This is a genomic window from Prosthecobacter sp. (genome assembly GCF_044236155.1).
Taxonomy (GTDB): domain Bacteria; phylum Verrucomicrobiota; class Verrucomicrobiia; order Verrucomicrobiales; family Verrucomicrobiaceae; genus Prosthecobacter.
In genome coordinates, this window is record NZ_JBIIHA010000001.1 from 259569 (window position 1) to 282501 (window position 22933).

General features: G+C 60.9%; 19 protein-coding genes and 1 tRNA gene. 10 read left to right on the forward strand and 10 right to left on the reverse strand.

Annotation, left to right across the window (positions count from 1 at the left end):
- Nucleotides 1-8: 8 nt before the first annotated feature.
- From modA to ACILSE_RS01075, 7 genes are all read right to left on the reverse strand, one after another.
- Entirely contained in the window at nt 9-1532 is a 1524-nt protein-coding gene (gene modA / locus ACILSE_RS01045) for a molybdate ABC transporter substrate-binding protein (RefSeq protein WP_395715480.1), read from the reverse strand.
- Nucleotides 1533-1574: 42 nt separating this feature from the next.
- Nucleotides 1575-2999, reverse strand: coding sequence for a DUF1501 domain-containing protein (locus tag ACILSE_RS01050; RefSeq protein ID WP_395715481.1), 1425 nt, complete (start codon nt 2997-2999; stop codon nt 1575-1577).
- 3 nt (nt 3000-3002) lie between these two features.
- Nucleotides 3003-5810 carry a PSD1 and planctomycete cytochrome C domain-containing protein gene (locus ACILSE_RS01055; protein WP_395715482.1) on the reverse strand — a complete coding sequence of 936 codons (2808 nt, stop codon included), beginning with the start codon at nt 5808-5810 and terminating at the stop codon, nt 3003-3005.
- 37 nt (nt 5811-5847) lie between these two features.
- The gene (locus tag ACILSE_RS01060) at nt 5848-6207 is read right to left on the reverse strand and encodes an MGMT family protein (RefSeq protein ID WP_395715483.1); all 360 of its coding nucleotides are present in this window, start codon (nt 6205-6207) and stop codon (nt 5848-5850) included.
- A gap of 70 nt (nt 6208-6277) precedes the next feature.
- Entirely contained in the window at nt 6278-6784 is a 507-nt protein-coding gene (locus tag ACILSE_RS01065; protein WP_395715484.1) for a methylated-DNA--[protein]-cysteine S-methyltransferase, read from the reverse strand.
- Nucleotides 6781-7842, reverse strand: a complete 1062-nt coding sequence (locus ACILSE_RS01070) for an alpha/beta fold hydrolase (RefSeq protein ID WP_395715485.1) — start codon at nt 7840-7842, stop codon at nt 6781-6783. Before ACILSE_RS01070 ends, ACILSE_RS01065 begins: the two co-directional genes overlap by 4 nt.
- A gap of 3 nt (nt 7843-7845) precedes the next feature.
- Nucleotides 7846-8001: a hypothetical protein gene (locus tag ACILSE_RS01075; RefSeq protein ID WP_395715486.1), complete on the reverse strand. Its 156-nt coding sequence runs from the start codon at nt 7999-8001 to the stop codon at nt 7846-7848.
- Nucleotides 8002-8106: 105 nt separating this feature from the next.
- On the opposite strand from ACILSE_RS01075, the gene ACILSE_RS01080 reads away from it, so the two are divergent.
- Both ACILSE_RS01080 and ACILSE_RS01085 read left to right on the forward strand, forming a co-directional pair.
- Nucleotides 8107-9054: a class I SAM-dependent methyltransferase gene (locus ACILSE_RS01080; RefSeq protein WP_395715487.1), complete on the forward strand. Its 948-nt coding sequence runs from the start codon at nt 8107-8109 to the stop codon at nt 9052-9054.
- Between the two features lie 103 nt (nt 9055-9157).
- Complete coding sequence (locus tag ACILSE_RS01085; protein ID WP_395715488.1) at nt 9158-10498, forward strand: alkaline phosphatase family protein; 1341 nt, start codon at nt 9158-9160, stop codon at nt 10496-10498.
- Between the two features lie 116 nt (nt 10499-10614).
- On the opposite strand, the gene ACILSE_RS01090 is transcribed toward ACILSE_RS01085, so the two are convergent.
- A complete protein-coding gene (locus ACILSE_RS01090) occupies nt 10615-11274 on the reverse strand; it encodes a GNAT family N-acetyltransferase (protein ID WP_395715489.1) in 660 nt (219 codons plus the stop codon).
- Nucleotides 11275-11354: 80 nt separating this feature from the next.
- Between ACILSE_RS01090 and ACILSE_RS01095 the strand changes: the two genes are divergently transcribed.
- Nucleotides 11355-13067, forward strand: coding sequence for a DUF4407 domain-containing protein (locus tag ACILSE_RS01095; protein ID WP_395715490.1), 1713 nt, complete (start codon nt 11355-11357; stop codon nt 13065-13067).
- Between the two features lie 43 nt (nt 13068-13110).
- A complete protein-coding gene (locus ACILSE_RS01100) occupies nt 13111-14520 on the forward strand; it encodes a DUF1501 domain-containing protein (protein ID WP_395715491.1) in 1410 nt (469 codons plus the stop codon).
- Between the two features lie 72 nt (nt 14521-14592).
- Here the strand turns inward: ACILSE_RS01100 and ACILSE_RS01105 are convergent, their stop codons facing one another.
- A complete protein-coding gene (locus tag ACILSE_RS01105) occupies nt 14593-16872 on the reverse strand; it encodes a DUF1549 domain-containing protein (RefSeq protein ID WP_395715492.1) in 2280 nt (759 codons plus the stop codon).
- 153 nt (nt 16873-17025) lie between these two features.
- On the opposite strand from ACILSE_RS01105, the gene ACILSE_RS01110 reads away from it, so the two are divergent.
- The 4 genes from ACILSE_RS01110 (at nt 17026) to ACILSE_RS01125 (ending at nt 20147) form a co-directional block, all read left to right on the forward strand.
- On the forward strand, nt 17026-17679 hold the full coding sequence (locus ACILSE_RS01110) for a hypothetical protein (RefSeq protein ID WP_395715493.1): 654 nt from the start codon (nt 17026-17028) through the stop codon (nt 17677-17679).
- A 56-nt stretch (nt 17680-17735) separates the two neighbouring features.
- On the forward strand, nt 17736-18443 hold the full coding sequence (locus tag ACILSE_RS01115; RefSeq protein WP_395715494.1) for an HAD-IA family hydrolase: 708 nt from the start codon (nt 17736-17738) through the stop codon (nt 18441-18443).
- Between the two features lie 26 nt (nt 18444-18469).
- Nucleotides 18470-18544, forward strand: a tRNA-Lys gene (locus ACILSE_RS01120).
- Nucleotides 18545-18590: 46 nt separating this feature from the next.
- Nucleotides 18591-20147: a PQQ-binding-like beta-propeller repeat protein gene (locus tag ACILSE_RS01125; protein WP_395715495.1), complete on the forward strand. Its 1557-nt coding sequence runs from the start codon at nt 18591-18593 to the stop codon at nt 20145-20147.
- Nucleotides 20148-20149: 2 nt separating this feature from the next.
- On the opposite strand, the gene ACILSE_RS01130 is transcribed toward ACILSE_RS01125, so the two are convergent.
- Nucleotides 20150-21013, reverse strand: coding sequence for a YgfZ/GcvT domain-containing protein (locus ACILSE_RS01130; protein WP_395715496.1), 864 nt, complete (start codon nt 21011-21013; stop codon nt 20150-20152).
- A gap of 112 nt (nt 21014-21125) precedes the next feature.
- Here ACILSE_RS01130 and ACILSE_RS01135 point away from each other — a divergent pair, with 112 nt between their 5' ends.
- Both ACILSE_RS01135 and ACILSE_RS01140 read left to right on the forward strand, forming a co-directional pair.
- A complete protein-coding gene (locus ACILSE_RS01135) occupies nt 21126-22229 on the forward strand; it encodes a transporter substrate-binding domain-containing protein (protein ID WP_395715497.1) in 1104 nt (367 codons plus the stop codon).
- Between the two features lie 18 nt (nt 22230-22247).
- Nucleotides 22248-22931: a hypothetical protein gene (locus tag ACILSE_RS01140; RefSeq protein ID WP_395715498.1), complete on the forward strand. Its 684-nt coding sequence runs from the start codon at nt 22248-22250 to the stop codon at nt 22929-22931.
- Nucleotides 22932-22933: the final 2 nt, after the last annotated feature.

Genomic DNA, 22933 nt, shown 5'->3' on the forward strand with positions numbered 1-22933 from the left:
CAGGGGGCTCATTTCTGCCTCAACCACTCCGGCAGCACGATTTCGGTGCTCTTCACCGGGACTTCTTCCCCCCGCCATGTGAATCCGGCGTCCTCGAAGCTTTTGCGATGCTCTCGTAAAAATGCCAGCAGCCGGCGTCCGAGCTGCTGGTGCTCCGAATCACGCCTCACGGCAAACGGTTGCACCGCCTTTGACTTGTCCGCGGGCAGAGGCACCGCGTCGAAGTGATCCTGGGCTTTTTGAATGTTGATGCGATAGACGACCGCCGCGTCCAGGGAGCCGGTGCGCATCTGGTTCACCAGAAAATCTCCCGTCGGCACCTGCGAGGACGCATTCTTGCTGACACTTTCCCAAAGGTTCATCGATTTCAGCATCGAACTGGTTAAAAAACCCAGCGTGGACTGCTCCGCGTTGCACAGGCCCACGCGCAGCCCTGGCCGTGCCAGATCTGCCAGCGTGTGGATGCCCTGCGGGTTGCCTTTGGGGACCGCGATCACGATTTCCGCTTCGGTGAGCATCACAGCTTCCGGGAAATGCTCTGCCACAGGCGGCACAAAGCACACGTCGCAGGCATAATACACATCCGGGAACTTTGGATCGCTGCTTTTCTCCATCGTCTTCATCGCCGCGCAAAGGATGCCGCAGCCGTTGTAGGTCGTCGTGATGGTGATGCCTTCCCGCTCGGCGAATTCCAGCAGCACCTTTTCGATTGCCGGTCGGTTCACGCCGCCGCTGTAGAGGATCAAATCCGGCTTCGCGGCCCATTTGTCGCCAGGCACGTTGTGAAACCCGTGCTTCTGAAAAATCGCTCCGCCTTTTTCCGGAGCGGACAGATAACGCGCGAAGCGCAGCGTCGCCGCTGGCTGCGTGCTTGATGCCAGCACTGCGGCGGTGGCAAATTCCTCATGTTTCGCCAGTTCAGGGATGGTGACTGCCTCCAGATTGAACTGGGGCACCGTGGAGTCCCAGACAATCGCCGCGTCCACCGCTCCCAAGGACAAATCCGCCGCGATCTCCGTCACCGTGGGCTTCATCACCGCAGCTTTGGCTGCCAGCGCGTCCCACCCGGTCCCCAGAAGTTGTTTCGTCACACGTCCGATGCTCGCCGCCTCGGGATTCGGCAGCGCCAGCTTGATCTCCGGCTTCTTCAGCGCTGCGAGGCCGTCCACCTGCTTTGGATTGCCCTTCGCTACCGCGATGACGGGCTTCTGCTTCACCAGTTGGAACTCCTCCCGAGTCACGCCCATTTTCTTCGCATCCGACAGCGCGCCATCGTCAGCGGCGATGAAAAGATCGCCCTGTTTTGCGATCTTGAGCTGGCTCAGCAGCGTTCCCGTGCCGCCATACTGTAACCGCACCTCGTCACCCGTCTCCTTCTGGTAGGCCAGCGCGATTTCCTCCACCGGCTTTTTCAAACCAGCGGCGCAAAACACCGTGATGGTCGTTTTCTCGACGTTTTGCGGCATCAGGACAATCCATGCGGCGGTGGCGAAAGCAGCCAGCAAGAGCAGGAGGATGGTTTTCTTCATCATGACCACGGATGAACGTCCACCATGGCTGTCTTCGCTCACATTTTAAGCGACCAGCTTCTCGATCACCTGCCCGCCGATCTGCGAGAGCTGCTTGAAACGGCCGCCGTGGTAGAAGGTGAGCTTGTTGTCATCAAGCCCGAGCAACCGAAGCAGCGTGACGTGCAGGTCACGCACATGATGCACCTCCTCGATGGCCTCCATGCCGCGGTCATCCGTGGCGCCGATGCTGTGACCCGCTTTGCAGCCACCGCCCGCCATCCAGATCGTCATCGCCTTGGGATTGTGATCACGACCGTAGGCAGTGCCGCCGCGCACACCATTGTCCGGCGTGCGGCCGAATTCACCGCACCACACGATGAGCGTGTCATCGAGCAGGCCGCGCTGCTTCAGATCGGTGATGAGCGCGGCGATGGGCTGGTCCACACCGCGGATGAGGTTGCCGTGCGCACGCTCAATGTAATCGTGGCTGTCCCAGGTCCCATTGTAGAGCTGCACAAAGCGCACGCCTTTCTCGACAAGCTTCCGCGCCAGCAGGCATTTGCGACCAAACGCATCCGTGGCGTCCTTGCCGATGCCGTAGAGCTCTTTGGTCTTCGCGTCCTCTTTTTCGAGATCAATGACCTCTGGCACCTGCATCTGCATGCGAAAGGCCAGCTCATAGTTGTTCATGCGCGCCTTCAGTTCGTCGTGCCCAGGATGCTCCTCGGCGTGTTTGGCGTTTAATTTGCCCAGCAGGTCCAGATTCGCCCGCTGATGCTCCGGCGTGATGCCCAGTGGCGGCTGGAGATCGAGGATGGGCGAACCTTTGGCTCTTAGCGCGGTGCCTTGAAAGTGCGCGGGCAGGTAGCCATTGCCCCAATTGGCACTGCCGCCCTGCGGGTAGCTGATCTCCGGTAGCACCACAAAGCCCGGCAGGTCCTGATTCATGGAGCCAAGACCATAATTCACCCAGGAGCCAAACGCCGGATCTCCGCCGAAGCGATTGCCGCAGTTCATTTGATACATCGCCGTGGGATGATTCACCGAATCCACCTGGCAGCCGCGATAGAAGCAAAGCTCGTCCGCGACCTTCGAAAGATGCTGCCACGGCTCGCTCATCCACGCGCCGCTCTGGCCGTGTTGAGCAAAAGCGAAGGGCGATTTCACATAGTAGCGCTTTCCGCTCTCCATCGCGGACTTCATCTTCCCTTCGCGAACAAACTCCTTCAGGTGGAGTTTTTCGAGTGCGGGCTTCGGATCAAAGCAGTCGATGTGGCTCGGCCCGCCCTCCATCATGAGGAAGATGCAGTTCTTCGCCTTCGCGGGCACCATCTGTGGCTTTGGTGCCAGCGGGCTTTTTTGTTCGGCTGCGAGCAGGGAGGTCAAAGCCACGCTGCCGAGCGAGGTGCCGAGACCATACACGAAGTCGCGCCGCGTGGGCACATGCAGCGCACGACCACCAGCACAGGGAAAAAAGGAGGCGTTCATGGCTCAGTAGAGGTAGGCGAATTCATTCGAGTTCAGCAGCACGAGGCACACATCGGCCAACGCCCGCGTTTTGGCATCGCAATCGGCCGGTTGCAGGTCAGGGACGAAGTCAGCGTAGCCGGGGAGCTTTTCTTGGAAGCTGAATTTCTCGCCGGTGTTCTCCTCAACAGCTTCGCGGCGCACTTCGAGCGGCGGTTTAGGCTTTGAAAAGGTCAGGCGGGCCTGTTTGGCCTCCATCTGCTTCCAATGCGCTTCGCAGGCGGCTTGTTCATCAGCGGAAGGCTTGCGGCCAAACGTGAGCTCAAACACTCGCGCGATAGGATTCGCCGATTTCTCCTTCAACACGCGATTCGCCAGCGCCAAAGCGCGGTCGTAACTCGCCTGGCCGTTGAAGAGGCTGAAGACCTGCGGTGTGACGGTGGAGACCTCACGGGCTTCGCAGGAGAAGTCGGGCGCGGGCTCGTTGAAGACCTCCATGAACGGATCGCGCAGGCCGCGAATTTTGAGCGCATACAAACTGCGGCGATGCCGCTGCTGCGGCAGCGGATTTGGCACCCACGCGGCCGCAAACGTGCCCATGACCATGCGTGGTTGCATGGCGACCTCGAGATTGATCTCCGGCCGGTTCGGAATGCCGCCGAGCGTTGGATTCAACTCGCCCGTGATGCTCAGCATCGCATCGCGAAGCTCCTCGGCCATCAAGCGGCGCGGTTTGAAGAGGGCGTAGGACGAGTTTTCCAACTCGTCAGGTTTGGAACGAGTTGGAAAACTCGTTCGACGATACGCCGCACTCGTCATGATGAGCCGATGCATCTCCTTCACGCTCCAGCCTTTCTCCACGAGCGTCGCGGCGAGGAAGTCGAGCAGCTCGGGATGCGTGGGCTTTTTGCCGGTGCTGCCAAAATTGTTCGGATTGCCGGCGATGGCCTGGTCGAAGTGCCAGAGCCACAGGCGGTTGACGATGGTGCGTGTGGTGAGCGGGTTATCCTTGCTCGCGATCCACTTCGCTAGCGCGCTGCGGCGGCCTTCGACGGCTTCGGGGAACTCGACGCTGCCGAAGATGGAGAGCACACCGGGCTTCACTTTTGTCGTCGGTGAAAACGGATCGCCGCCGCCGAGGATGGCGGTTCGTTCGAGCTCGCCGTTCTTCATGGTGTCGCCGGGCATGCGCAGCGGCTGGTAAACATTCACCATCGGGATGGTGACGCCGTTGTACACGCTGAAGGCGTAGGGCTCGTAGCGCTCCATCTCCCACTTCAGGCGTTCGAGCCCTTTGCGGGCCACACGTTCGTTGCCGAAGTCCTGCGGCTCAAAACCGACGAGCTTCGGTGGATACTGATCCTCCGGCACGCCTTGCTTCGTCAGGATCTGACGCGCGGCACCAAAAACATCGGAGAAGCCCTTTTTGGGGTTCTTGCCGCCGCCTTGCTTCGCCTGCGCCACCGCGGCATTCCATTTCGCCGGATCGATCTTCTTCCCCGCGAGCCACTTCGAGGCGTTTTGCAGCAGCTTTTCATCGAGCACCTTCAAAACGGCCAGATGGTCGGAGCGGCGGGCTTCGAGATACCTTTTTTCCTCGAAGCCGCTCGTATTCTCCGACTTCAAAAACGGCGCTTCACGCTCGGTGAGCTGCGTCGTCGCGAAACAGGCCTGGATCGAGTAATAATCATGCGTGGGCACCGGATCGAACTTGTGATCGTGGCAGCGCGCGCATTGCAGCGAGTGCGCGAGGAAGGTCTCGCCGACGGAATTCGTCACATCATCGAGAAACCGCTGCCGCGCGACCTTGGCCACCTCCATGCCCGTGAGTTCCCACGGTCCCATGCGCAGAAAACCCGTCGCGATGAGCTTTTCGGGATCATTTGGCTGCATCTCATCTCCCGCGATCTGCTCGACGATGAACTGATCGAACGGTTTGTCCGCATTGAAGCTCCGCACGACATAATCGCGGTAGCGCCACGCATTGCCGCGCTCGTAGTCATTCGCGAAACCGCTCGAATCCGCGTAGCGAACGACATCCAACCAATGCCGGGCCATGCGTTCGCCGTAGTGTGGGGAGTCGAGCAGCCTGTTAATCAAACGTAGCCAAGCACCCGACCGGTCAGACACGTCGGACCAGTCCGACTCAAAAGCAGCCACTTCTTCCGGCGTCGGAGGCAGCCCTGTGAGATCAAAGGTGGCGCGTCGGATCAGCGTGCGTGCATCTGCTTCCGGTGCCGGATTCTTCACCGCCAGCAGCGCATCCACCGGATGCATCTCCTTGTCTCCCTGTCTCAAAGTCTCCAAGTCTGGCATCTTCACCGGTTGATACGCCCACAATGATTCGGGCTTGTAGCGCCGATTCGCCCACTCAGGCGTCAGAGCACCCGTGACCTTCACGGTGATGCCGTCTTCGGCGCTCCACTTATCCGCGCTCGCCTTCGCGATGGTATTTCGTTTCGCTTCATCGGGCCAGGGCGCACCGCCAGCGATCCAATCCTTGATCCAGGTAAGCTGCTCGGGCTTGAGTTGATCCGCCTCCTTCGGAGGCATGGGCTCCCAATCCTCGTGCTGGCGCGTCGAGGCGAGGTAAAGCGGACTTTCCTCCGGCTTGCCCGGCACAAGCGCTGTCGAGCCGCTCTCACCGCCCTTTGTGGCGCTCTCGAGCGTTCGCATGTCGTAGTCCGCCTTGATCTTCTTCTCGTCATTGCCGTGGCAAGCGAGGCATTTCTCCTGAAACAACGGCCACACACGCCGCACGAACAGCGATTCAGCATCCTCCGCATGCAGAGCGGAGGCGGTGAGGAGCGGAAGAAGGACGCGCAGAGTCATGGCGTGGAAACGAAGCCCCAGCGCGGACATTTCGCGCTTACTCCACCTCGCTCCAGCGGATGTTTCGCCGCACGCCGACGACGTGGAAGTGCGCGTCGGCATCCTGAATGAAGCCTTCGCGGTCGATTTTCAGGCCTTCGGCTTTGAGGAGGCGCTTTTGACGCGCGGCGAGCTTCGCGTCCATATTCGGGCTGATGCGGGCGTCGGCGCTGACCACTCGGTGCCAGGGCAGGGACTTCGATTCTTCATCCGTGAGACGACTGAGCACCGTGGCGACGTGTCGCGCGACGACATTCATGTGCACGGCGATGCTTCCGTAAGTCGTAAATTTGCCCTCGGGGATCAAGGCGACGAGGCGCAGCACTTCAGCGCGGATGCGGGCATACGTTGGAGACATGGGGAGGAATGACGAAACCAGAATGGCGAATGACGAATGAATCGCGAGCCGGATCGGCCTTCTGCATTCATCATTCTGGTTTCGTCATTGCGACCGCCACGCCTTCGAGGGCGAGAAGCTGCTTCTTCCGCGTGAGGCCGCCCGCGTAGCCGGTGAGCGTGCCATCGCGACCGATGACGCGGTGGCAGGGGATGAAGATGGAGAGCGGATTGCGGCCCACGGCGGCACCAACAGCTCGCACCGCCTTCGGTGAGCCAATGGCGATGGCGAGGGCGGCATACGTCGTGGTTTTGCCGCGTGGGATCTCGCGCAGAGCCTCCCACACGCGGCGCTGAAACGGCGTGCCGCCGACAAAGGTGAGCGGAGGCAGCTTGCGCGGCTTTTCATCGGCGAAGCAGGCATCCAGCCAGGCGCGCGCGGCATCAAGGTGCGGGCTGTCGCCGCGTTTCCAGCCTTCGCGCTTCGGCGCGGGCTTGTGGCCTTTGAAGTAAAGGCCGCACAGGCCTTCATCGGTGGCAGCGAGCGTCAGATCGCCAAGCGGGGACGTGTGGGTGGTGAAGTGAACGACGGGTTTCATGGCGCGTTGTTTTTCAGATGCTTCGCGAAGAACTCCACGCTGGCGCTCACGCAGGTATCGAAAGCCTTCTGTTGGCCGAGAAACGCATGCGGGGCCTGCGGGATGAGCACGAGGCCGGTGGGGATGCCGAGCTTTTCCAGATCGGGGCGTGTCTCGTCGGCATGCGTGCTGACGTCGTCGAGTTCGCCGGTCATGAAAAGCAGGGGAGGGTCGGCTTTGTCGAGGTGATGACGTGGCGAGGCGAGGGCGTAGGTTTGCGGGATCGCGGCCTGTGAATCGCCGAGGAAGGTCCGGTAGAAGGGATCGTCGGGTTTGCCGCTGAGCTCGCCGATGCGCGGGCTTTCGAGATCGCTCTGCGCGCCCATGGCGATGCCGGCCTGCACGGCGCTGGCTTGATCCGCGTGGCCGCCTTCGCCTTCGAGTTCCTTCACGCCGCCGCTGGTGGTGAGCAGCGCGGCGAGATGGCCGCCTGCGGAGAGCCCGGTGACGCCGATGGCCTTTGCGTCGATGCTAAACTTTGCTGCATTCGCCCGCAGGAAGCGCACCGCGGCCTTGCAGTCCTGCATGGCGGCGGGGAACTTCGCCTCACCGCTGAGTCGGTAGCTGATGGTGGCAGCGACGAAGCCCTTCGCGGCCAAAGCCTGCGCGAGGTTCGCCATGTTGGAACGCTCGCCCTTATACCAACCGCCGCCGTGGATGCAGACGATGGCAGGTAGCGGCTGCGAGGCGGCTTTCGGCTTCCAAAGATCAAGCTGCATCTCCCGCTGGCCGTAGCGGGCGTAAACGAGACCTGGATGCGCTTCGAGGGACGCCGTGGTTTCGGGCGCGAGCTTCGTGGGTGCCGGTTTCGGCTGCTGAGCGAGGGCAGCGAGAGTGAGGAGAGGAAGAAGGATGAGTGAGCGCATGAATTTGGAAGGTGAAGATGACGAAAGCTGGATCACGGAGGTGTTACATGAACGAATGGTTTTGGCCATGTTGGCGAGTTTTCCCACGATCTCGGCATGCCGCGAAGAAACAGCGTGTTTCTCGGCGAGGTCGGTTTGGAGGTCGAAGAGCATGCGTTAAGGAGTGAGATGGAGTTTCGAGCGGCCTTCGTGGAAGGATTCGAGGCGGCACACCTTGTCGCCGTTGTGGAAGTAGAGTCTGGTGCGGCGGGATTTGGCCTTCGGGTCGAGGAAGGGGTCAAACTGGTCAAGGCCCTCATTTCTCGAAGCCAAAGCTTCCAGCTTTGCGGGAAACTTTTTGCTTCCGGATTGATTAAGACATGCTTACTATAAGCTGTTATTGCCCGCTAAAGCTGCTCCACGACATCCATCCCGCGCATGCCGCCCCTTGCCCTCCAGGAACGAATGTATGAGCGCAGGAGCGAGTATGCGTCCCTGTCCCAGTTTGACGACCTGCTGCGCGAACTCATTGCCAGTGGCGGACCGATGCCGAACGAGTACGCGTTGCTGAACCGCACACTGCGGCAGCTTGGCGACTCGGTCAGGGCCGGGGGGCTCGCTCGTGATGACGTGCTGGCCTACGCGCATGACATCACCAGCCGCCATCTCGAAGGGACGATGCAAGCGAGGGCGCTGGGGAAAAAATACGGCTATAGCGGTGACTTTGAGATCATCGAAGCCATCTACACGCTGCAAACAGCCCAGGAGCCGCATCTGCGCCGCTGGGACCTGTATTTTCACTCGCAGGCGGCGCCGAACGCGGTGCGCAATCGCAAGGCCTACTTCCATCAACTGCTGAACTCGCACACGGCAGGCCGCTCCAAGGCCCGTCTGACTGTGCTGAACGTCGCCAGCGGCCCGGCGCGTGATGTGCGTGAGTGGGTGCTGGACAATCCTGAGCGCGAGGTGTTTTTCGACTGCGTGGACGCGGAGATTCATGCGGTCGAGCGTGCAAAGGTGCTGTGCGCGCCGTTTGCGCAGCGGGTGGAGTTTTATCATCGCAATGTGCTGCGGTTTCTGCCGGCCAAGGGCTACGGACTCGTCTGGTCGGCTGGGTTGTTTGATTACCTCACGGACCGCACCTTTGTGTATTTGCTGAAAGCGTTGATGGCCGTGACGAAACGGGGCGGGGAAGTGGTGGTGGGCAATTTTTCCGACTTCAATCCCAGCCGCGATTACATGGAGCTGCTCGGCGACTGGGTGTTGCAGCACCGAACACGGGATCATTTGCGCGAGTTGGCGCTCGAAGCGGGCGCGGCGGCGGATTCGATCGACGTGCAGTGGGAGCCCGAGGGCGTGAATCTGTTTCTGCACGTTCGGCGCTGAAGGTGGGCTTCACGTCAGATCCTGCGGCTGTGCTTGAAAGGCGGAGCGGGCAGGCTACAGCGCAGGGATGTTCCGCGTTTCCATTCTCCCGTTCGCTCTCCTCATGCTGCTTGGTGTCCCCCGCGTGGATGCGGAAACGCCTGATCGCATCGTCTTGATGGTGAGCGTGGATGGCCTAGCGAACTTCTACCTCGACGATCCCGTGGCGGAGATCCCGACGCTGCGCCGCCTAGTCGCCGAGGGGGCGCGTGCGCAGGGCATGATCGCCTCGATGCCCACGGTCACCTGGCCGAACCACACCACGCTGGTCACGGGCGTGCATCCCGGAAAGCATGGCGTGCTTGGCAACAGCGTGCTTGATCGCACGAAGAATGAGATCGTGCCGCTGGTGGTCGATCCTCTCTTCAACAAGGACGAGATTGTGAAGGTGCCGACGATTTACGACCTCGCGAAGCAGGCGGGATTGAAGACGGCCGCGCTGATCTGGCCTGCGACTCGCGGGGCGCGCACGCTGGATTGGACCATCCCGGATGTGGGCACGCTGGCGCTGGTGAAGCAGTTCGCCACACCCTCGCTGCTGGAGGAGTTCACCGCGAAAGGCATCCCCTGGGGCATGCAGGAGGAGTGGTGGAACACTGAGCGCATCGCGGAGCGGGACCGCATGTTTGCGCAGATGGGTAAGCATCTGCTGGGCGTTCATCGCCCGCATCTGCTACTCATGCATTTTGTGGAGCTTGATCACGCGCAGCACCGGTTTGGTCCCCGCTCACCGCAGGCCTATGCCGCATTGAAAAATCAGGACGCGTGCCTGGGCGAAATCTGGCAGGAACTGCAGCGCACTCATGGCGGGCGCGCGACGCTGGTGGTGGTGTCTGATCATGGCTTCATCTCCTACCGTCGGCGAATCCAGCCGAATGTGCTGCTGCGGCAGGAAGGATTGCTCACCGCGCTCGGGACGCGCATCACGGGCGGCAGTGTCCGGGCCGTGGCGCAGGGTGGAGCCTGTTTTGTCTATGTGCTGCGGGAGGAAGGCCGTGCGGCCCAGGTGGTGAAGCTCGCCGAACAGTTTCGCCAACTGGAAGGCGTGGGAGCCGTGATCACACCGGGCGAATTCGCCGCTCATGGGCTGCCTGATCCTGCGAAGAACCCGCAGATGGCAGACCTCGTGCTGTCCGCGGCCAGCGGTTTCAATTTCGTGGACTCGCCAGCAGGCGATGTGGTCGTGACGCCGCTGGATGAGGTGACCAAAGGCTCTCACGGATCGGACGCCGCACATCCAGACATGCACGCGACCTTCGTCGCCTGGGGTGCTGGCATCCAGCCAGGTGCCAGGTGCGGCACGGTTAGCAACACCTCCGTGGCACCCACTCTTGCCGCCTTGCTCGGCTTGAAGGCGGAGAACATGGACGGTCCCGTCTTGCAAACGCTCTTGGAGGGCAAGTAGCCAGCCTTTCTGCCGCCAACAGATCACTCAGGAACTCGACAGGAGCGGCGGCATGCGGTGGATGCCGGCGGGAGTGCGAGCGGGTGGCAATCACGATTCACGCTGGCCGGGTGAGTTCAAGGCAGCAACGGCCGCCAGTCACCGGTGCTCCAGTCGAGCATCTCCGTGCCGCGGAACTGCTTCTTGTAATCGTAAGCGCTGGGCTCGTGCGTGGCGTAGCCGGGGTAAAGCCAGCGCAGGCCGGCTTCGCGGCAGTGCTGGATCTCCAGCAGCAGGGTGAAGATGCCGAGGCTGCGTTTGTGCTCAGCAGGATCGAAGATGCCGTAGATGCTGGAGGCGGCCTGCTGGCCGACATCGAAGAAACTGGCGGCGAGGAGGCGTTCGCCCTCAAACACGCGCATCATGCGGCATTCGCAGGGGCCACTGGCGGGATCTTCGCCGAGGAAGTTCTCAAGCGCGTCGGGGATGTTGTGGGTGAAGCGCTGTTTGTGGCGCTGAAACATCGCCCGCATGTCGTCATCGAGAAGGGCGGGGATGACTTCCCAGCGCAAATCCGTGTTTTTGCGCAGGACGCGGCGCTGGCTTTTCGTGAAAACGCAGGCGGAAAGGTCGATGCGCAGCGGGGTGATGGTCTGCTCATCGCCATGTTCGCCGGGTTGGGTGCTGTAGCGAAAAAAGTATCTGCCAAAATGCCGCCATCCCGCCGCCCAGAGCCGGTCCATGAATTCCGCCGGCACGGAATCACAGATGAATGCGTCATCGAGGACGGGCGTCATAGGCCCTCAATAATCCGGCGGAGGGGTTTGACAATCATCATCCTCCCCGCAGACTCGCAGTCCAGCCACCCCTCACGCGCATGAACCTCCTAGACCGCATCGAACGCGTCTTCTTCTGGCTGTCCTCAGCCTCCTCCGACAACCTCGACGCCTGCCCGGCCTGGGAACGGCGAAAGTATGTGGCCTTTGGTGCGACGGTGCTTGTGCCCTCCACCTTCGCAATCATCGCCTGCGCGTATGCGCTTTCGACTCTGACGGATAACTGGCTCATCATCGCGCCGGTGTCGCTCGTGTGGGCGTTCATTATTCTGACGGTGGACCGTGCGTTGCTGGCGACCTATCGCGCTTATCAGAGCTTTTTCCGCAAGGCGGCGCAGTTCTCGCTGCGCATCGTGGTGGCCGCGCTGATGGGCATCACCATCTCGCATCCTCTCACACTGCTGCTTTTCAAGGACACCATCACCTCCGTCGTCGAAAAGCATCGCCAGGGTGAGATCGAGGCCGCGCGTGAGACGGCGAAGCAGCAGAAGGCCGCCGTCGAGGCCCGCATCGTTCCGCTGGAGGCGGAGATCGCCAAGCAGCGTGAAAATTGGAACGCGACCTTCAGCGCCAAGTTCCTCGACGAAAACGGCAAGCCGGTCGAAAAACAGCTCACAGACGACGAAAAGAAGGCCAAGGCCGAGCGTGAGGCTAAAATCGCCGAGGCCGTGGCTCCCGGCAAAACACGTCTCGAAGCGCTCGACAAGGAAATGGCGACATTGAGCGCGGATTATCAGAAAATTGCCGCTGAACTCAATCACTGGCAGACGGAATTTGAGCGTGAGGTTAACGGCCAGCGCAGCGGTATCATCGGTCTCGGCCCGCGTGCGAAAAGCATCCAGGAAGACCAACTCACCTGGCGGCGCGCCGAATCCGCGCGCCTTAGCGGTGTGCTGGACACGATGACGAAGAACCGCGTGGCGCTCGTGGCCGAGATCAAAGCCGCCGAGGACGGCGTGAATGCCGCGCTCGATGCCAAAGCCGCCGAAATGGCGGCCGCCAACAAGGCCGAGCAGGAGCGCATCATGGCCTTGAAGCAAAAGGTGCAGGCCGAGCAGGCGGACGCGTTCGTGGGCCAGCAAAACGCCATCCGCGAGACGCTGAAGACACAGATCGACGCGCTGCTGCTCCAGCTCCAGAATCATCACGCCGAGATCGCCCAGCTCGTGAAGGATGAGGAGACACGCATCGCCGGCATCCGCTCCGAGCCTCGCCGTGACATCCTCACGCAGACGCTCGCTCTGCATGAACTCTTCGAAAACGGCCAGCAGGGCGGCATGTTCGCGCTCGTTGCGTATCTCGTGCTCACGCTGCTTTTCATGCTCGTGGACACCATTCCGCTGGTCGTGAAGTTCTTCTCCAAGCCCGGCCCGTATGACACGCTGCTGGACCGCGAGGAGGTGAAGTTCGACGGCGAGCGCAAGGCCTTCCTGTCCACCTTCAACCGCTACATGAAGGATTTGGGTGAAAGCAAGCTGCTGCACCTCACGCAGCACAAGCCGCTGGAACGGGCACTGATCGAGGGTGTGGACCGCTCACGCGCCGCGAAGGGCTTCCTGGAGCACCTGATGGAGCTGGAGCATGCCTTTGAGGAGAAAATGCGCGTCGAGCGCGAACTCGCCGCAACCAGCGGCATCAAATACAAGGCGGACGCCCTGGAGGAGATGGCCCGGCAATTCTACGCCGATCTGCGGCAGCGCATGGAGGACTTCTTCCGTGACGACCGCCGCACGCCGGCCACGGCGCGGGCTTGATCATGCGAGGCAAGAGGAATGCGGACGAGACCGTATTCCTAGCATGAACGCCTCAGGCTCATCACGTCGTGCCATGCTGCGCAATTCCTGCGCGGGCTTTGGCTATCTGGCGTTGCAGGGCGTCTTGGGGCTGGAATCTGCCAACGCGGCGGTGGTTGATCCGCTGGCGGCGAAACGGCCGCATTTTCCGGCCAAGGCGAAGCGGGTGATTTTTCTGCTGATGAAGGGCGGCCCTTCGCAAGTGGACACCTTTGATCCGAAACCGCTGCTGGACCGCGATCATGGCAAACCGCCGCCGTTCGCGCTGCCGCGTGTGAAATTCGCGCAGACTGGCAATCTCCTGAAGTCGCCGTGGAAGTTTAAGAATTATGGCAGGAGCGGCCTGCCGGTGAGCGATCTGTTCCCGCATGTGGCGAAGCATGTGGATGACCTTTGCGTCATCCGCTCGATGCACGGCACGAATCCGGCGCATGGCGGCGCTTTGCTGAAACTGCACACGGGCAGCGACACGTTTGTGCGGCCGAGCATGGGCTCGTGGATCAGCTACGGCCTTGGCACCGAAAATTCCGATCTGCCGGCCTTCATCACGATCTGTCCGACGCTGGCGCATGGCGGGGTGAACAACTGGGGCTCCGCCTTCCTTCCCGCGCACTGCCAGGGCACGCCTCTGGGCAATGCGAGCGTGCCTGCCGACCAGGCAGTGGTGAAACACATCCACAACAAGTCACTGACACCGGAGATGCAGCGCGCGCAGCTTGATCTCGTCTCACAGATGAATCACGCGCACCTAGAAACGGCCGGCGCGAACGCGGCGCTGGAGGCGCGGATCAATTCGTTCGAGCTGGCTTATCGCATGCAATCGACGATGCCGGAACTGCAGGATATTTCCGGCGAAACCGAAGCGACCCGCAAAATGTACGGCCTTGATGATCCGGTGACGGCCAATTTCGGCCGCCAGTGCCTCATGGCGCGGCGTTTTGCCGAGCGCGGCGTTCGTTTCGTTCAGGTGACGCACAGCGATGGCTTCGTGCAGTGGGACCAGCATGGCGACCTGCTCAAAGGCCACACGAAAAACGCCGCCGAGGTCGATAAGCCCATCGCGGGCCTGTTGGCGGACCTTAAATCACGCGGTCTGCTGGATGACACGCTGGTGATCTGGGGAGGTGAATTCGGCCGCACGCCGGTGGCGCAGGGCACCGACGGTCGTGACCACAATCCGCACGGATTCACGATGTGGCTGGCCGGTGGCGGCAGCAAACCGGGCATCGCTTATGGTGCGACGGACGATTACGGCTACTACGCGGCGGTGGACAAGGTTCACATTCACGACCTTCACGCCACGATCCTGCACCTGCTCGGCCTGGATCATTTGAAACTGACCTATCGCTACGCCGGACGGGATTTCCGCCTCACGGACATCGCGGGCGAGGTGGTGAAGGGTGTGCTCGCCTGAAAACGCGTCATCTGATTTGGCGCATTACGCGCCACGAAAGGTCAAATCACAGACAAGACGTCCTTTTCAAGATTACTGGATGAAGAAGAACTGGCGGGTGTTCAGCACGGTCCAGAGCACGTCGCCACGGTCGGTGGCGTCAGCATTGTCAGCGATGGGCTGGAGCAGCGCCTTTTCCTCGGCGGTGGCCTTGCGGCTGAGCAGGCTGAGATAGACGGTGTCGATGACGGACTCGCCGCCCTCCTTCCTCGCCTTGTCCAAGGCGCGGGCGATGACGGTGTAGCGGTTCATGAGGTTGCTGAAGGTTTTGCCGTTCAGTAGCATGAGCGCCTGGCCCACGCTGGCCTCGTCATTTGAGTTTTCCACGAGTTCACGGTCGCTCTGGCCGAACTCGCGGAGGAAGTGGCCGTTCGGTGCCGGGCTGCGCAGGTCGGCGGCGCGGAGCATGTAGGTGTCGCGGAAGTTTTCCCAGGCGGCGAGGGAGGCTTTTTCGTTTTTGTCATCCACGGCGAATCGTTCCGCGTCCGCCTTCATGCGAGCCCGGGCCTGCTCCTGGAGCTTTGCACGGCGCTGTTTGGCGAGGATGCCGAGGGCTTCTTCCATGCCGAGGTCTTCGCCGTCTTTTTTGGCCTTGATGGCGGCGGCAACTTCCTTGGCGAAGTCCTCGTCCTTGGAGAATTCATCGAGCTTGCCTTCGCGGGCGAGCTCGGCGAAGCGCTTGAAGCCGGCGTCATAAACGATGGCATCCACGGCTTCGTCGATGCGCTTGCGCTGGCTCTGGATGGCCTTGCGTGCTTCGCGAATGGCTTCCTCGTCCTTGGCTTTGGACGCGGCCTCCATTTTTTCCTGGGCGGCGCGCACCTCGGCGGCAAGCTCCTTCTGCTTCTGGGCGACTTTGACCGTGCAGGCTTGCAGTTGCTTCGGAGTGAGGGTGTTCAGGGCACGGTCGAGCCACTCGATGCGGCGGAGGGTGATCTCGGCCTCCACCTTGGTTTCGATGCTGGGGGCGTCAGGATTGGGCTTGTAGAGGGCAACCATGCTGTCCCAGATCTGCTCGGCGCTCATGCGGCGGAGCAGGGGACCGGGGAAATTGTAAACCTCTCCGAGTTCGACATCCTTGGTGTAAGCTTCGCGCTGGTAGGCTTGGGAGTTCAGGATGGCGCTCAGGACGGCCTTCATGTCATAATTCGAGGCTTTCATCGTCTCCTCCAGGAAGGTCATGAGCTGCGGATTGCTCGGCACGGTGCTGTCGGTGATCTCATCGACGGGTTCGATGAGGCCCTGGCCCATGAGTTTTTTCCACAGGCGGTTGGCGATGACGGTGGTGAAGCGTGGGTTGTCCTTGCTCGTCATCCAGGCGGCGTAAGAGGTGATCGGCTGCTGACCGTCTTTGACGATTTTGCCGTCCTTGCTGAAGGAGGCGGGGATCACAGGCTCGATCCTCTGCTTTGGTTTGGCGTCGGTGTATTGATAATCATGCGGGAGCGCCAGAACCTTTTTGTCGGTCTGGTCCAGCACGGTGTTGTAGCGCAGCGGCCGGAGGATTTCGGTCATGGCGCGGCCGATGTCCTTGCGCTCGACGCCTTCGGGCAGGTCGAATTTCGTCACGGCACCGCCGTAGCGGTTGTTCTTGTTTTTCGCGGCACCGCCGCCGTAGATGGCCTGGGCGAGGAGCGGATTGGTCAGGCCGTTGCTGGCGGTCATGCCGTAGGTGTGGGCGGCCATCTGGTAGTAGTCCATCTGCGTCCATTTATCGAACGGATGGTTGTGGCACTGGGCACAGACCATGCTGGTGCCGAGGAAGATCTGGGTGGTCACCGCCATGTTGTCGAGCGGCATGTTGTAATCGCGGATGTAGAAGCCGATCGCGCCGTTTTCGTAGCTCTTGCCGTCGGCGGTCACGACCTCGCGCACCATCTGGTCGTAGGGCTTGTTGTCCCGCAGGCTGGCTTTGAGCCAGTTCGCATAGCCGTAGTAGGCGGGCAGGCTCTGACCGCCGCCGACCATCTGGCTTTTCATGCGAAGGATGTCGGCCCAGTAGTTGAAGAAGTTCTGCACATAACCCTCACTCGCGAGGAGGCTGTCGATCAGCTTGGAGCGCTTGTCCGTGTCGCTGCTTTTGAGGAACTCGGTGGTCTCATGCAGCGTCGGAATGCGGCCGACGACATCGAGATAGACACGGCGGACGAAAATCTCGTCGCTTGCGGGCTTGTTGGGGCTGATCTTTTCCTTCGCCAGCTTGGCATTGACGAGTTCGTCGATTTTGGCGGCGGTGGCCTTCAGGTCGGGCGCAGCCTGGAGCGCCTGGATGGAAAGGAGGGATATGAGAATGCAAAAGAGAGTCGTTTTCATGGACGAAAGCGAGGCGGGGTTTTTGGGGTGGCGCGAAAACGCCCTGCTGCCAGGGGTCTTTCATCTTCTTTGGTGTGATGAACCCCGGTGCGACAGATTCCCGGATTTTAGCTTTGACAATTCACCTCCCTTTCCGACAGAATCCGGGACTTTATGAAATTATTCCTCCCGCTTGTCCTGATTTCGACACTCGCCTCCTGCACCAGCCTGAAGAACAATCCGCGTCCTTCGGCTGAGTTGCCCTGCCGCGGCGCGCCTCTCACGAATCAGGGTCTTGGCTACGTCAGTGGCGCTGTTGGCCAGACGGTGACCAGCAGCTTGGATGTGACCGATGACACGCTGAACTACGGCGGCAAAGTCGTTGATCGTCAGGCTCGCGATTACACGAACATCGGCATGAATGCGATCCGCCGCACCGATGACATTGCTTATCGTGAAACCACCCGTTATGCCGACTATGCGCTGGACACGGTGGATGACGGCGCCATTTACACCGCACGTGCCGTGAACCGTTGGCCGCATGTCGCCACAGGAGCCGTTCAGCGCACCTTGGGTTCCACACGCAGGGTTTACCAGAGCACCTTGGCTTCCTACGGCGAGGCTGTGAACCGCACTTACTGGCCGTTCTGGAACATCTTCACCCCGCCGGAGCCGAAGCCCTACATGGTCGGCAGCCTCAATGACCTGCATCCCGGCTACGCGATGCCCGGTTCTGGCTGGCACTGCCGCCTGCCGCAGATCCCTGTGGAGCCGGTTCAGGAAACGGCTGGTAAAAACCCGAAGAATCCTCTCACGGCTTCCAAGTAACCTGATTTGATGAATTTCGGAGCGGCTGCTCGCAGCCGCTCCTTTTTTATGCCCTCATGTCACTGCAGGCGCTCATTTTCGATGCTGCAGGCACGCTCATCCGTGTCGCGGAGCCTGTGGGGCAGACCTACGCGGCCTTTGCGGCGCGTCATGGACTCAAAACGGCCCCGGCGGATGTCATGCGGGCGTTTCGCGAAGTTTGGAGCACTCTTCCTCCTCCGCTGCACCCGGTGGGAAAACTGCCGCAGGATGACGATCGCGGCTGGTGGCGTGCGCTCGTCGGGAATGTGTTTGAGCGGGTACTGGGGGAGCCTCCGGCAGAAGACACGATGGATTCACTTTTTGACGAGCTATACCGTCACTACGCCCGGCCTGAAGCCTGGAAGGTGTTCGAGGACGTGCCGCCAGCTTTGGAAGATCTCAGGCGCGATCACAAGCTCGTCGTGTTGTCGAACTTCGACCGTCGTCTGCGCGGCATCCTGCACGGGCATGGTCTGTCGCGTTTTTTCGAGCAAATCATCATCTCCAGCGAAGTTGGAGCCTCGAAACCGCATCTGCGCATGTTCAATGCGGCGATTGAGGCCCTGGAGTGCAAGCCCTCGCATTGCCTGCACATTGGTGACGATGAAAGGTGTGATCTCGAAGGAGCTCAAAGCTGCGGAATGGGCGCTTTTCTCGTCAAACGGCCCGAAAACGGCCTTGCCTCGCTGGTTCAGAAAGTCCGCGCCGGGGCATATTCCGGCTTGCGCGGCCCCGGCTTGTGAATACATACCCGCCCCCTTACTGGAAAGCGCAGGTAGCTCAGCGGTAGAGCAGTTGGCTTTTAACCAATTGGTCGAGGGTTCGATCCCCTCCCTGCGCACCACTTTTCACCGCAATGATTCGAGCGGTGACCGCGTTTAACGCCGCGCATGAAATCTTTTCTCTCCGCCGTCATTCTTTTGCCAGCATTCTGCGCTCACGCTGCCGACTGGAACCAGTGGCGCGGACCGGACCGCAACGGCGTCTCCCAGGACACCAGTCCCATCGCAAATACATTTCCAGCGGAGGGGCTGAAAAAAGTCTGGGAGAGCGAGTTCATCCCCAGCAACGAATATGGTGGCCATGGCAGTCCTGTGGTCAGCGGTGAGCGCGTGTTTCTGAGCGTCGTCTGGCATGAGCGGGTGACATCTGAAACGAGGGAAATCGACTCGGAGGTGATGCAGACGCTGAACTACCGCGGCACCACGCCGGAACTGGCCAAAAAGCTTGAGGAGACGCGTCTGAACCTGCCGAAGTTGCGTGGAGAGAAGTTTGACGAATGGGTGACGCAGTGGCGTAAGGACAACCTTACTGAAAAGGAGGAGATCAATATCGGCTCGTGGGTCACCAGCCGGTTCAAGGCCGGGAAAAACGCCATCGGACTTGAGTGGCTCGAAAAAATGTCAGGCAGGCAGGGCAAACCCTTTGAAAGCGCCGCCGCCTTTCAGAAGTGGCTCGATGACGAGGGTTTTCCGCCGGATGTGAAGGAGAAGATGATCGCCGCCGTGCCGAACACCGTGAAGGTCGCGCAGGATGTGATCCTCTGCCTCGATCTGGCCACCGGGAAGCAGATTTGGAAATATGCGAAGCCCGGCAACCCCACCGGGCGCCAGTCCTCCAGCACCTGCGCCGTCGTGGACGGGAAAGTGTATGCCGCGTGCAGCACCGAGTTGATTTGCGTCAACGAAACCGACGGCAGGCTCGTGTGGACAGCGCCGCTTTCCACCAAAGGCCCGGCAGCGTCGCCGATTGTCATGGGCGATCATGTTTACATGGCCGCCGGAAATGCCTGCGCGTTCTCAAAAGCGGACGGGAAGCTCTTGTGGGAGCAAAAACAGGCCAAGGGAAACATCGCCAGCCCGACGTGGTGGGCTCCCGTCAGCGGCAAACCTGTGCTCGTCATCAACGGCAACAACGCGCTCTATGGTTTGAATCCCGACAGCGGTGAATTGCTGTGGACGGCGGAGGGCGGCAGCCAGAGCACACCGGTTGCAAACGGTGACTGGCTCGTGCTCTACAGCGGCACGGAGGGGGTTGGACTGCGCGGCTACAAAATGCAGGCGGATGGCAAACCGAAGGCCATGTGGTCCCATTTTTGGGTCACCCGGCGTTACACCGGCAGCCCGATCATTCACGAAGGCAATGTCTATCTCTGCTGCGGGGAGAAGCACCAGTGCGTCGATCTCGAAACCGGCGCCGTGAAATGGGTCGTCAACGAGATCAACAGCACCATCACCTCCCCGCTGCTCGCGGACGGCAAGCTCCTTGTCTATGAGAATAACGGCACGCATGTGCGCATGATGAAGGCCACAAACGCCGCCTATGAGCAGCTCGGTCGGGCCAAGACCGATGCCATGGGCTGCTCGTCACCCGCCATCGCCAACGGCAGGCTGCTGGTGCGGCAAAAAGACAAGCTCGTGTGTTTTGACCTGCGCCCGGTGAACTGATCTCACGCGTCGCGTTCCGCGATGACGTTTGTTCCCGCCTTCACCATCGCCATGATGACAAATTTCCCGGTCAGGGGATGCTTTGCCACGCTGGTGACCGTGCCGATGACCTTGTCTTGCGGATCGTGAAGCTCCGTTCCAGCAGCGATGTCATGTCCTGACTCCCAGTGAACGAGGTTTCGAGGCATTTTGCCTGTCGTTTTGATGCGCGAGAGGACTTCCTGGCCGATGTAGCAGCCCTTGGCGAAGTCCATCGCACGGGCCTCCAGTCCTGCTTCTGGCGGAAATGTCTCCGCGTTCAGCTCATTCGGCCAGCGAGGGATGTTTTGCAGGACGCGCCAGGTTTCGAGTTCTGACTCACTCAAAACTGGAAGCGAATCGAAGGCCGGAGGCGTGGTTCCGGATGGAATCCACAGGTCGGCGCCAACCACGCCAAAGCGATTCGAACGCACAACGTGATGCGGGCTTTCCTGCGAGCCAAGAGCGTTTTCTTCTGGGACTGGAGCGGCCGCGTCACCCCAGACGTGCCAGAGCTGCCATCCGTCCGTCACATCGGCCAGCTCGGCATCATCTGCGACGATGTAGCGTTCCAGGCGCATGCCCAGTGATTCGCGCAGACCGGGCTCCGCGTCGATCAGCAGCGCCACCGCTGTCGTGTGGATGAACACATCACCGGCGACCCGGCCTTTGGCGTCGGTCACGCACGCGTAAAGCGTCTCATCGTTTTTTGCGCGCCGCACATCATTCGTCACCTGGCCGTTGAGGTAGCGAACGCGGTCGTTCCCGGTGAGTTGGAATTTGGCGCGCGCGGAGAGGTTCACAGCGGCTCCGTACTGTAGGATGGTTTGAAAAACGTCGGTGGTCACGCCGCATGGATGGACGGGCGTGGGGCGGAGGCAAGCCGGCAACGCGTTTCATGCTCACAAACGCAGAGGCGGTGGTTGACTCGCCGTGTGGTGTTGGTATCTGCCAGTACTTATGCGCTTTCTCCTCCTGCTGTTGTTCGCTGGCTTGCTGTCCAGCCTGGTTTCCACCGCTGAAGCCCAGGCTCCTGCCGCCGCGACCGCTCCGACTGCCAAACTCCGCGTCGTCACCCGCAACTTGGAGCCTTTCTCCTTTGAGAAGGACGGCCGCAGGGTCGGCTACGCTGCCGAGCTCTGGGACCAACTCGCCCGCGAGACAGGTTTGGAATATGATATCACGGTGGTGAACACAGCCCAGGACATGATCGATGCGCTGAAGGCAAAATCCGCCGATGTCGGCGTCGGTGCCATCAGTGTCACGGCGAAGCGTGAGGAGGTCATCGACTTCTCGCAGCCTTTCTACGAATCCGGCCTCCAGGTGCTCGTTTCCGGCTCCAGCGGCAGTTTCGCGGACAACATTTTCTCGCTCCTGGGCAATCTTTTCAATCTGGAGCTCATCGGCGCGTTCCTGCTGCTCATGGTGACGATGTTCATCATCTCGCACCTCGTCTGGCGCTACGAGCACAAGGTCAACAGCGACCAGTGGCCGGAGGATTACAAGGCGGGCATCTGGGAGTCGTTCTGGTGGACGCTGAGCACGCTGCTTGTCGGCGGCGCGGATAACAAGGGGCCTGTCGGAGTCGGCGGCCGCATCGTCGCCATCGTGTGGATGCTGCTGAGCATCGTTCTCGTCTCCCTGCTCACGGCGTCATTCACCACCACGCTGACCATCAACACCCTCAAGGGCGACATCAACGGCCCCGGCGACCTTCCGGGCCGCAAAGTGGCCACCGTCAAAGGCAGCACCACAGAAACCTGGCTGACTTCCAAAGGCGCCAAAGTGGTGCCCATGGCCACGCCTGCGGAATGCGTCGTCGCGCTCAAGAGCGGCGATGTGGAGGCCGTCGTGTATGACGCGCCGGTGCTGCAATACGAGGCGGGCAAGCTCAATGACGAGAAGCTGCAAATGGTCGGCCCTGTGTTCGAGCGTCAAAACTATGCGTTTGCCCTTCAGCAGGACAGCACCATCCGCGAACGCCTCAACCAGGCGCTGTTGAAGATCACGGAGCAGGGAGTCGGCAACGAACTGCGGAAAAAATACTTCGGCGACGATCAATAAAACCGCGGCTTTCCGGTCATGCCTGACGATCCGACGCCCGCGCCTGGCATCATCGGCATGATTGTGACCGTGTTCCGGCAGAACCGCCTGTCCTGTGCGGTGCTGAACGTGATCGCCGTCGCGCTTGTGGTCAGTTACTACAAGGTTCCGGCGCTGGCGGGCTTTTGGGAATCGCTTGGCGCGTTGAAGACGCGCTGGTCCTTCGGTTTTTCCTGCGCATCGACCATCTTTGCCGCCGCGCTGCTGCCCACGCTCGTTCAATGGGCGCAGGGCGTGCTTCCTTCCGGGGATAGATGTCGTCGTCTAATGCTGCTCATGGGCTTCTGGGGCTATCGAGGGATGGAGATCGACCTGTTCTATCGTTTGCAGGGAAAAATATTCGGGCATGGCAACGACGCGGCCACGCTCGTGAAAAAAGTCGTGTTCGACCAGTTCGTGATCAGCCCGCTTTGGTTTGTGCCGACTTATGTCATCGCCCTGCGCTGGGTGGAGATGGGCGGCTCATGGTCGCGCACGCGGCCCACACTGAACCGCGAGTTCTGGCTGCGCACCTGCCCCACCGTGCTCATCACGAACTGGCTCGTGTGGATTCCCGCCCTGGCGCTGGTTTACAGCTTGCCCGCCGCGCTGCAGTTCCCGCTGTTCTCAGTCGTCATGTGCTTCTTCATCCTCGTGGTCACGATGATGACGCGGCGTAAATAGCA

Bases quoted from the DNA above. Each gene is read 5' to 3' on its own strand.
- modA (WP_395715480.1), bottom strand. From the start codon at position 1,532: ATGATGAAGAAAACCATCCTCCTGCTCTTGCTGGCTGCTTTCGCCACC.
- ACILSE_RS01050 (WP_395715481.1), bottom strand. From the start codon at position 2,999: ATGAACGCCTCCTTTTTTCCCTGTGCTGGTGGTCGTGCGCTGCATGTG.
- ACILSE_RS01055 (WP_395715482.1), bottom strand. From the start codon at position 5,810: ATGACTCTGCGCGTCCTTCTTCCGCTCCTCACCGCCTCCGCTCTGCAT.
- ACILSE_RS01060 (WP_395715483.1), bottom strand. From the start codon at position 6,207: ATGTCTCCAACGTATGCCCGCATCCGCGCTGAAGTGCTGCGCCTCGTC.
- ACILSE_RS01065 (WP_395715484.1), bottom strand. From the start codon at position 6,784: ATGAAACCCGTCGTTCACTTCACCACCCACACGTCCCCGCTTGGCGAT.
- ACILSE_RS01070 (WP_395715485.1), bottom strand. From the start codon at position 7,842: ATGCTCTTCGACCTCCAAACCGACCTCGCCGAGAAACACGCTGTTTCT.
- ACILSE_RS01080 (WP_395715487.1), top strand. From the start codon at position 8,107: ATGCCGCCCCTTGCCCTCCAGGAACGAATGTATGAGCGCAGGAGCGAG.
- ACILSE_RS01085 (WP_395715488.1), top strand. From the start codon at position 9,158: ATGCTGCTTGGTGTCCCCCGCGTGGATGCGGAAACGCCTGATCGCATC.
- ACILSE_RS01090 (WP_395715489.1), bottom strand. From the start codon at position 11,274: ATGACGCCCGTCCTCGATGACGCATTCATCTGTGATTCCGTGCCGGCG.
- ACILSE_RS01095 (WP_395715490.1), top strand. From the start codon at position 11,355: ATGAACCTCCTAGACCGCATCGAACGCGTCTTCTTCTGGCTGTCCTCA.
- ACILSE_RS01100 (WP_395715491.1), top strand. From the start codon at position 13,111: ATGAACGCCTCAGGCTCATCACGTCGTGCCATGCTGCGCAATTCCTGC.
- ACILSE_RS01105 (WP_395715492.1), bottom strand. From the start codon at position 16,872: ATGAAAACGACTCTCTTTTGCATTCTCATATCCCTCCTTTCCATCCAG.
- ACILSE_RS01110 (WP_395715493.1), top strand. From the start codon at position 17,026: ATGAAATTATTCCTCCCGCTTGTCCTGATTTCGACACTCGCCTCCTGC.
- ACILSE_RS01115 (WP_395715494.1), top strand. From the start codon at position 17,736: ATGTCACTGCAGGCGCTCATTTTCGATGCTGCAGGCACGCTCATCCGT.
- ACILSE_RS01125 (WP_395715495.1), top strand. From the start codon at position 18,591: ATGAAATCTTTTCTCTCCGCCGTCATTCTTTTGCCAGCATTCTGCGCT.
- ACILSE_RS01135 (WP_395715497.1), top strand. From the start codon at position 21,126: ATGCGCTTTCTCCTCCTGCTGTTGTTCGCTGGCTTGCTGTCCAGCCTG.
- ACILSE_RS01140 (WP_395715498.1), top strand. From the start codon at position 22,248: ATGCCTGACGATCCGACGCCCGCGCCTGGCATCATCGGCATGATTGTG.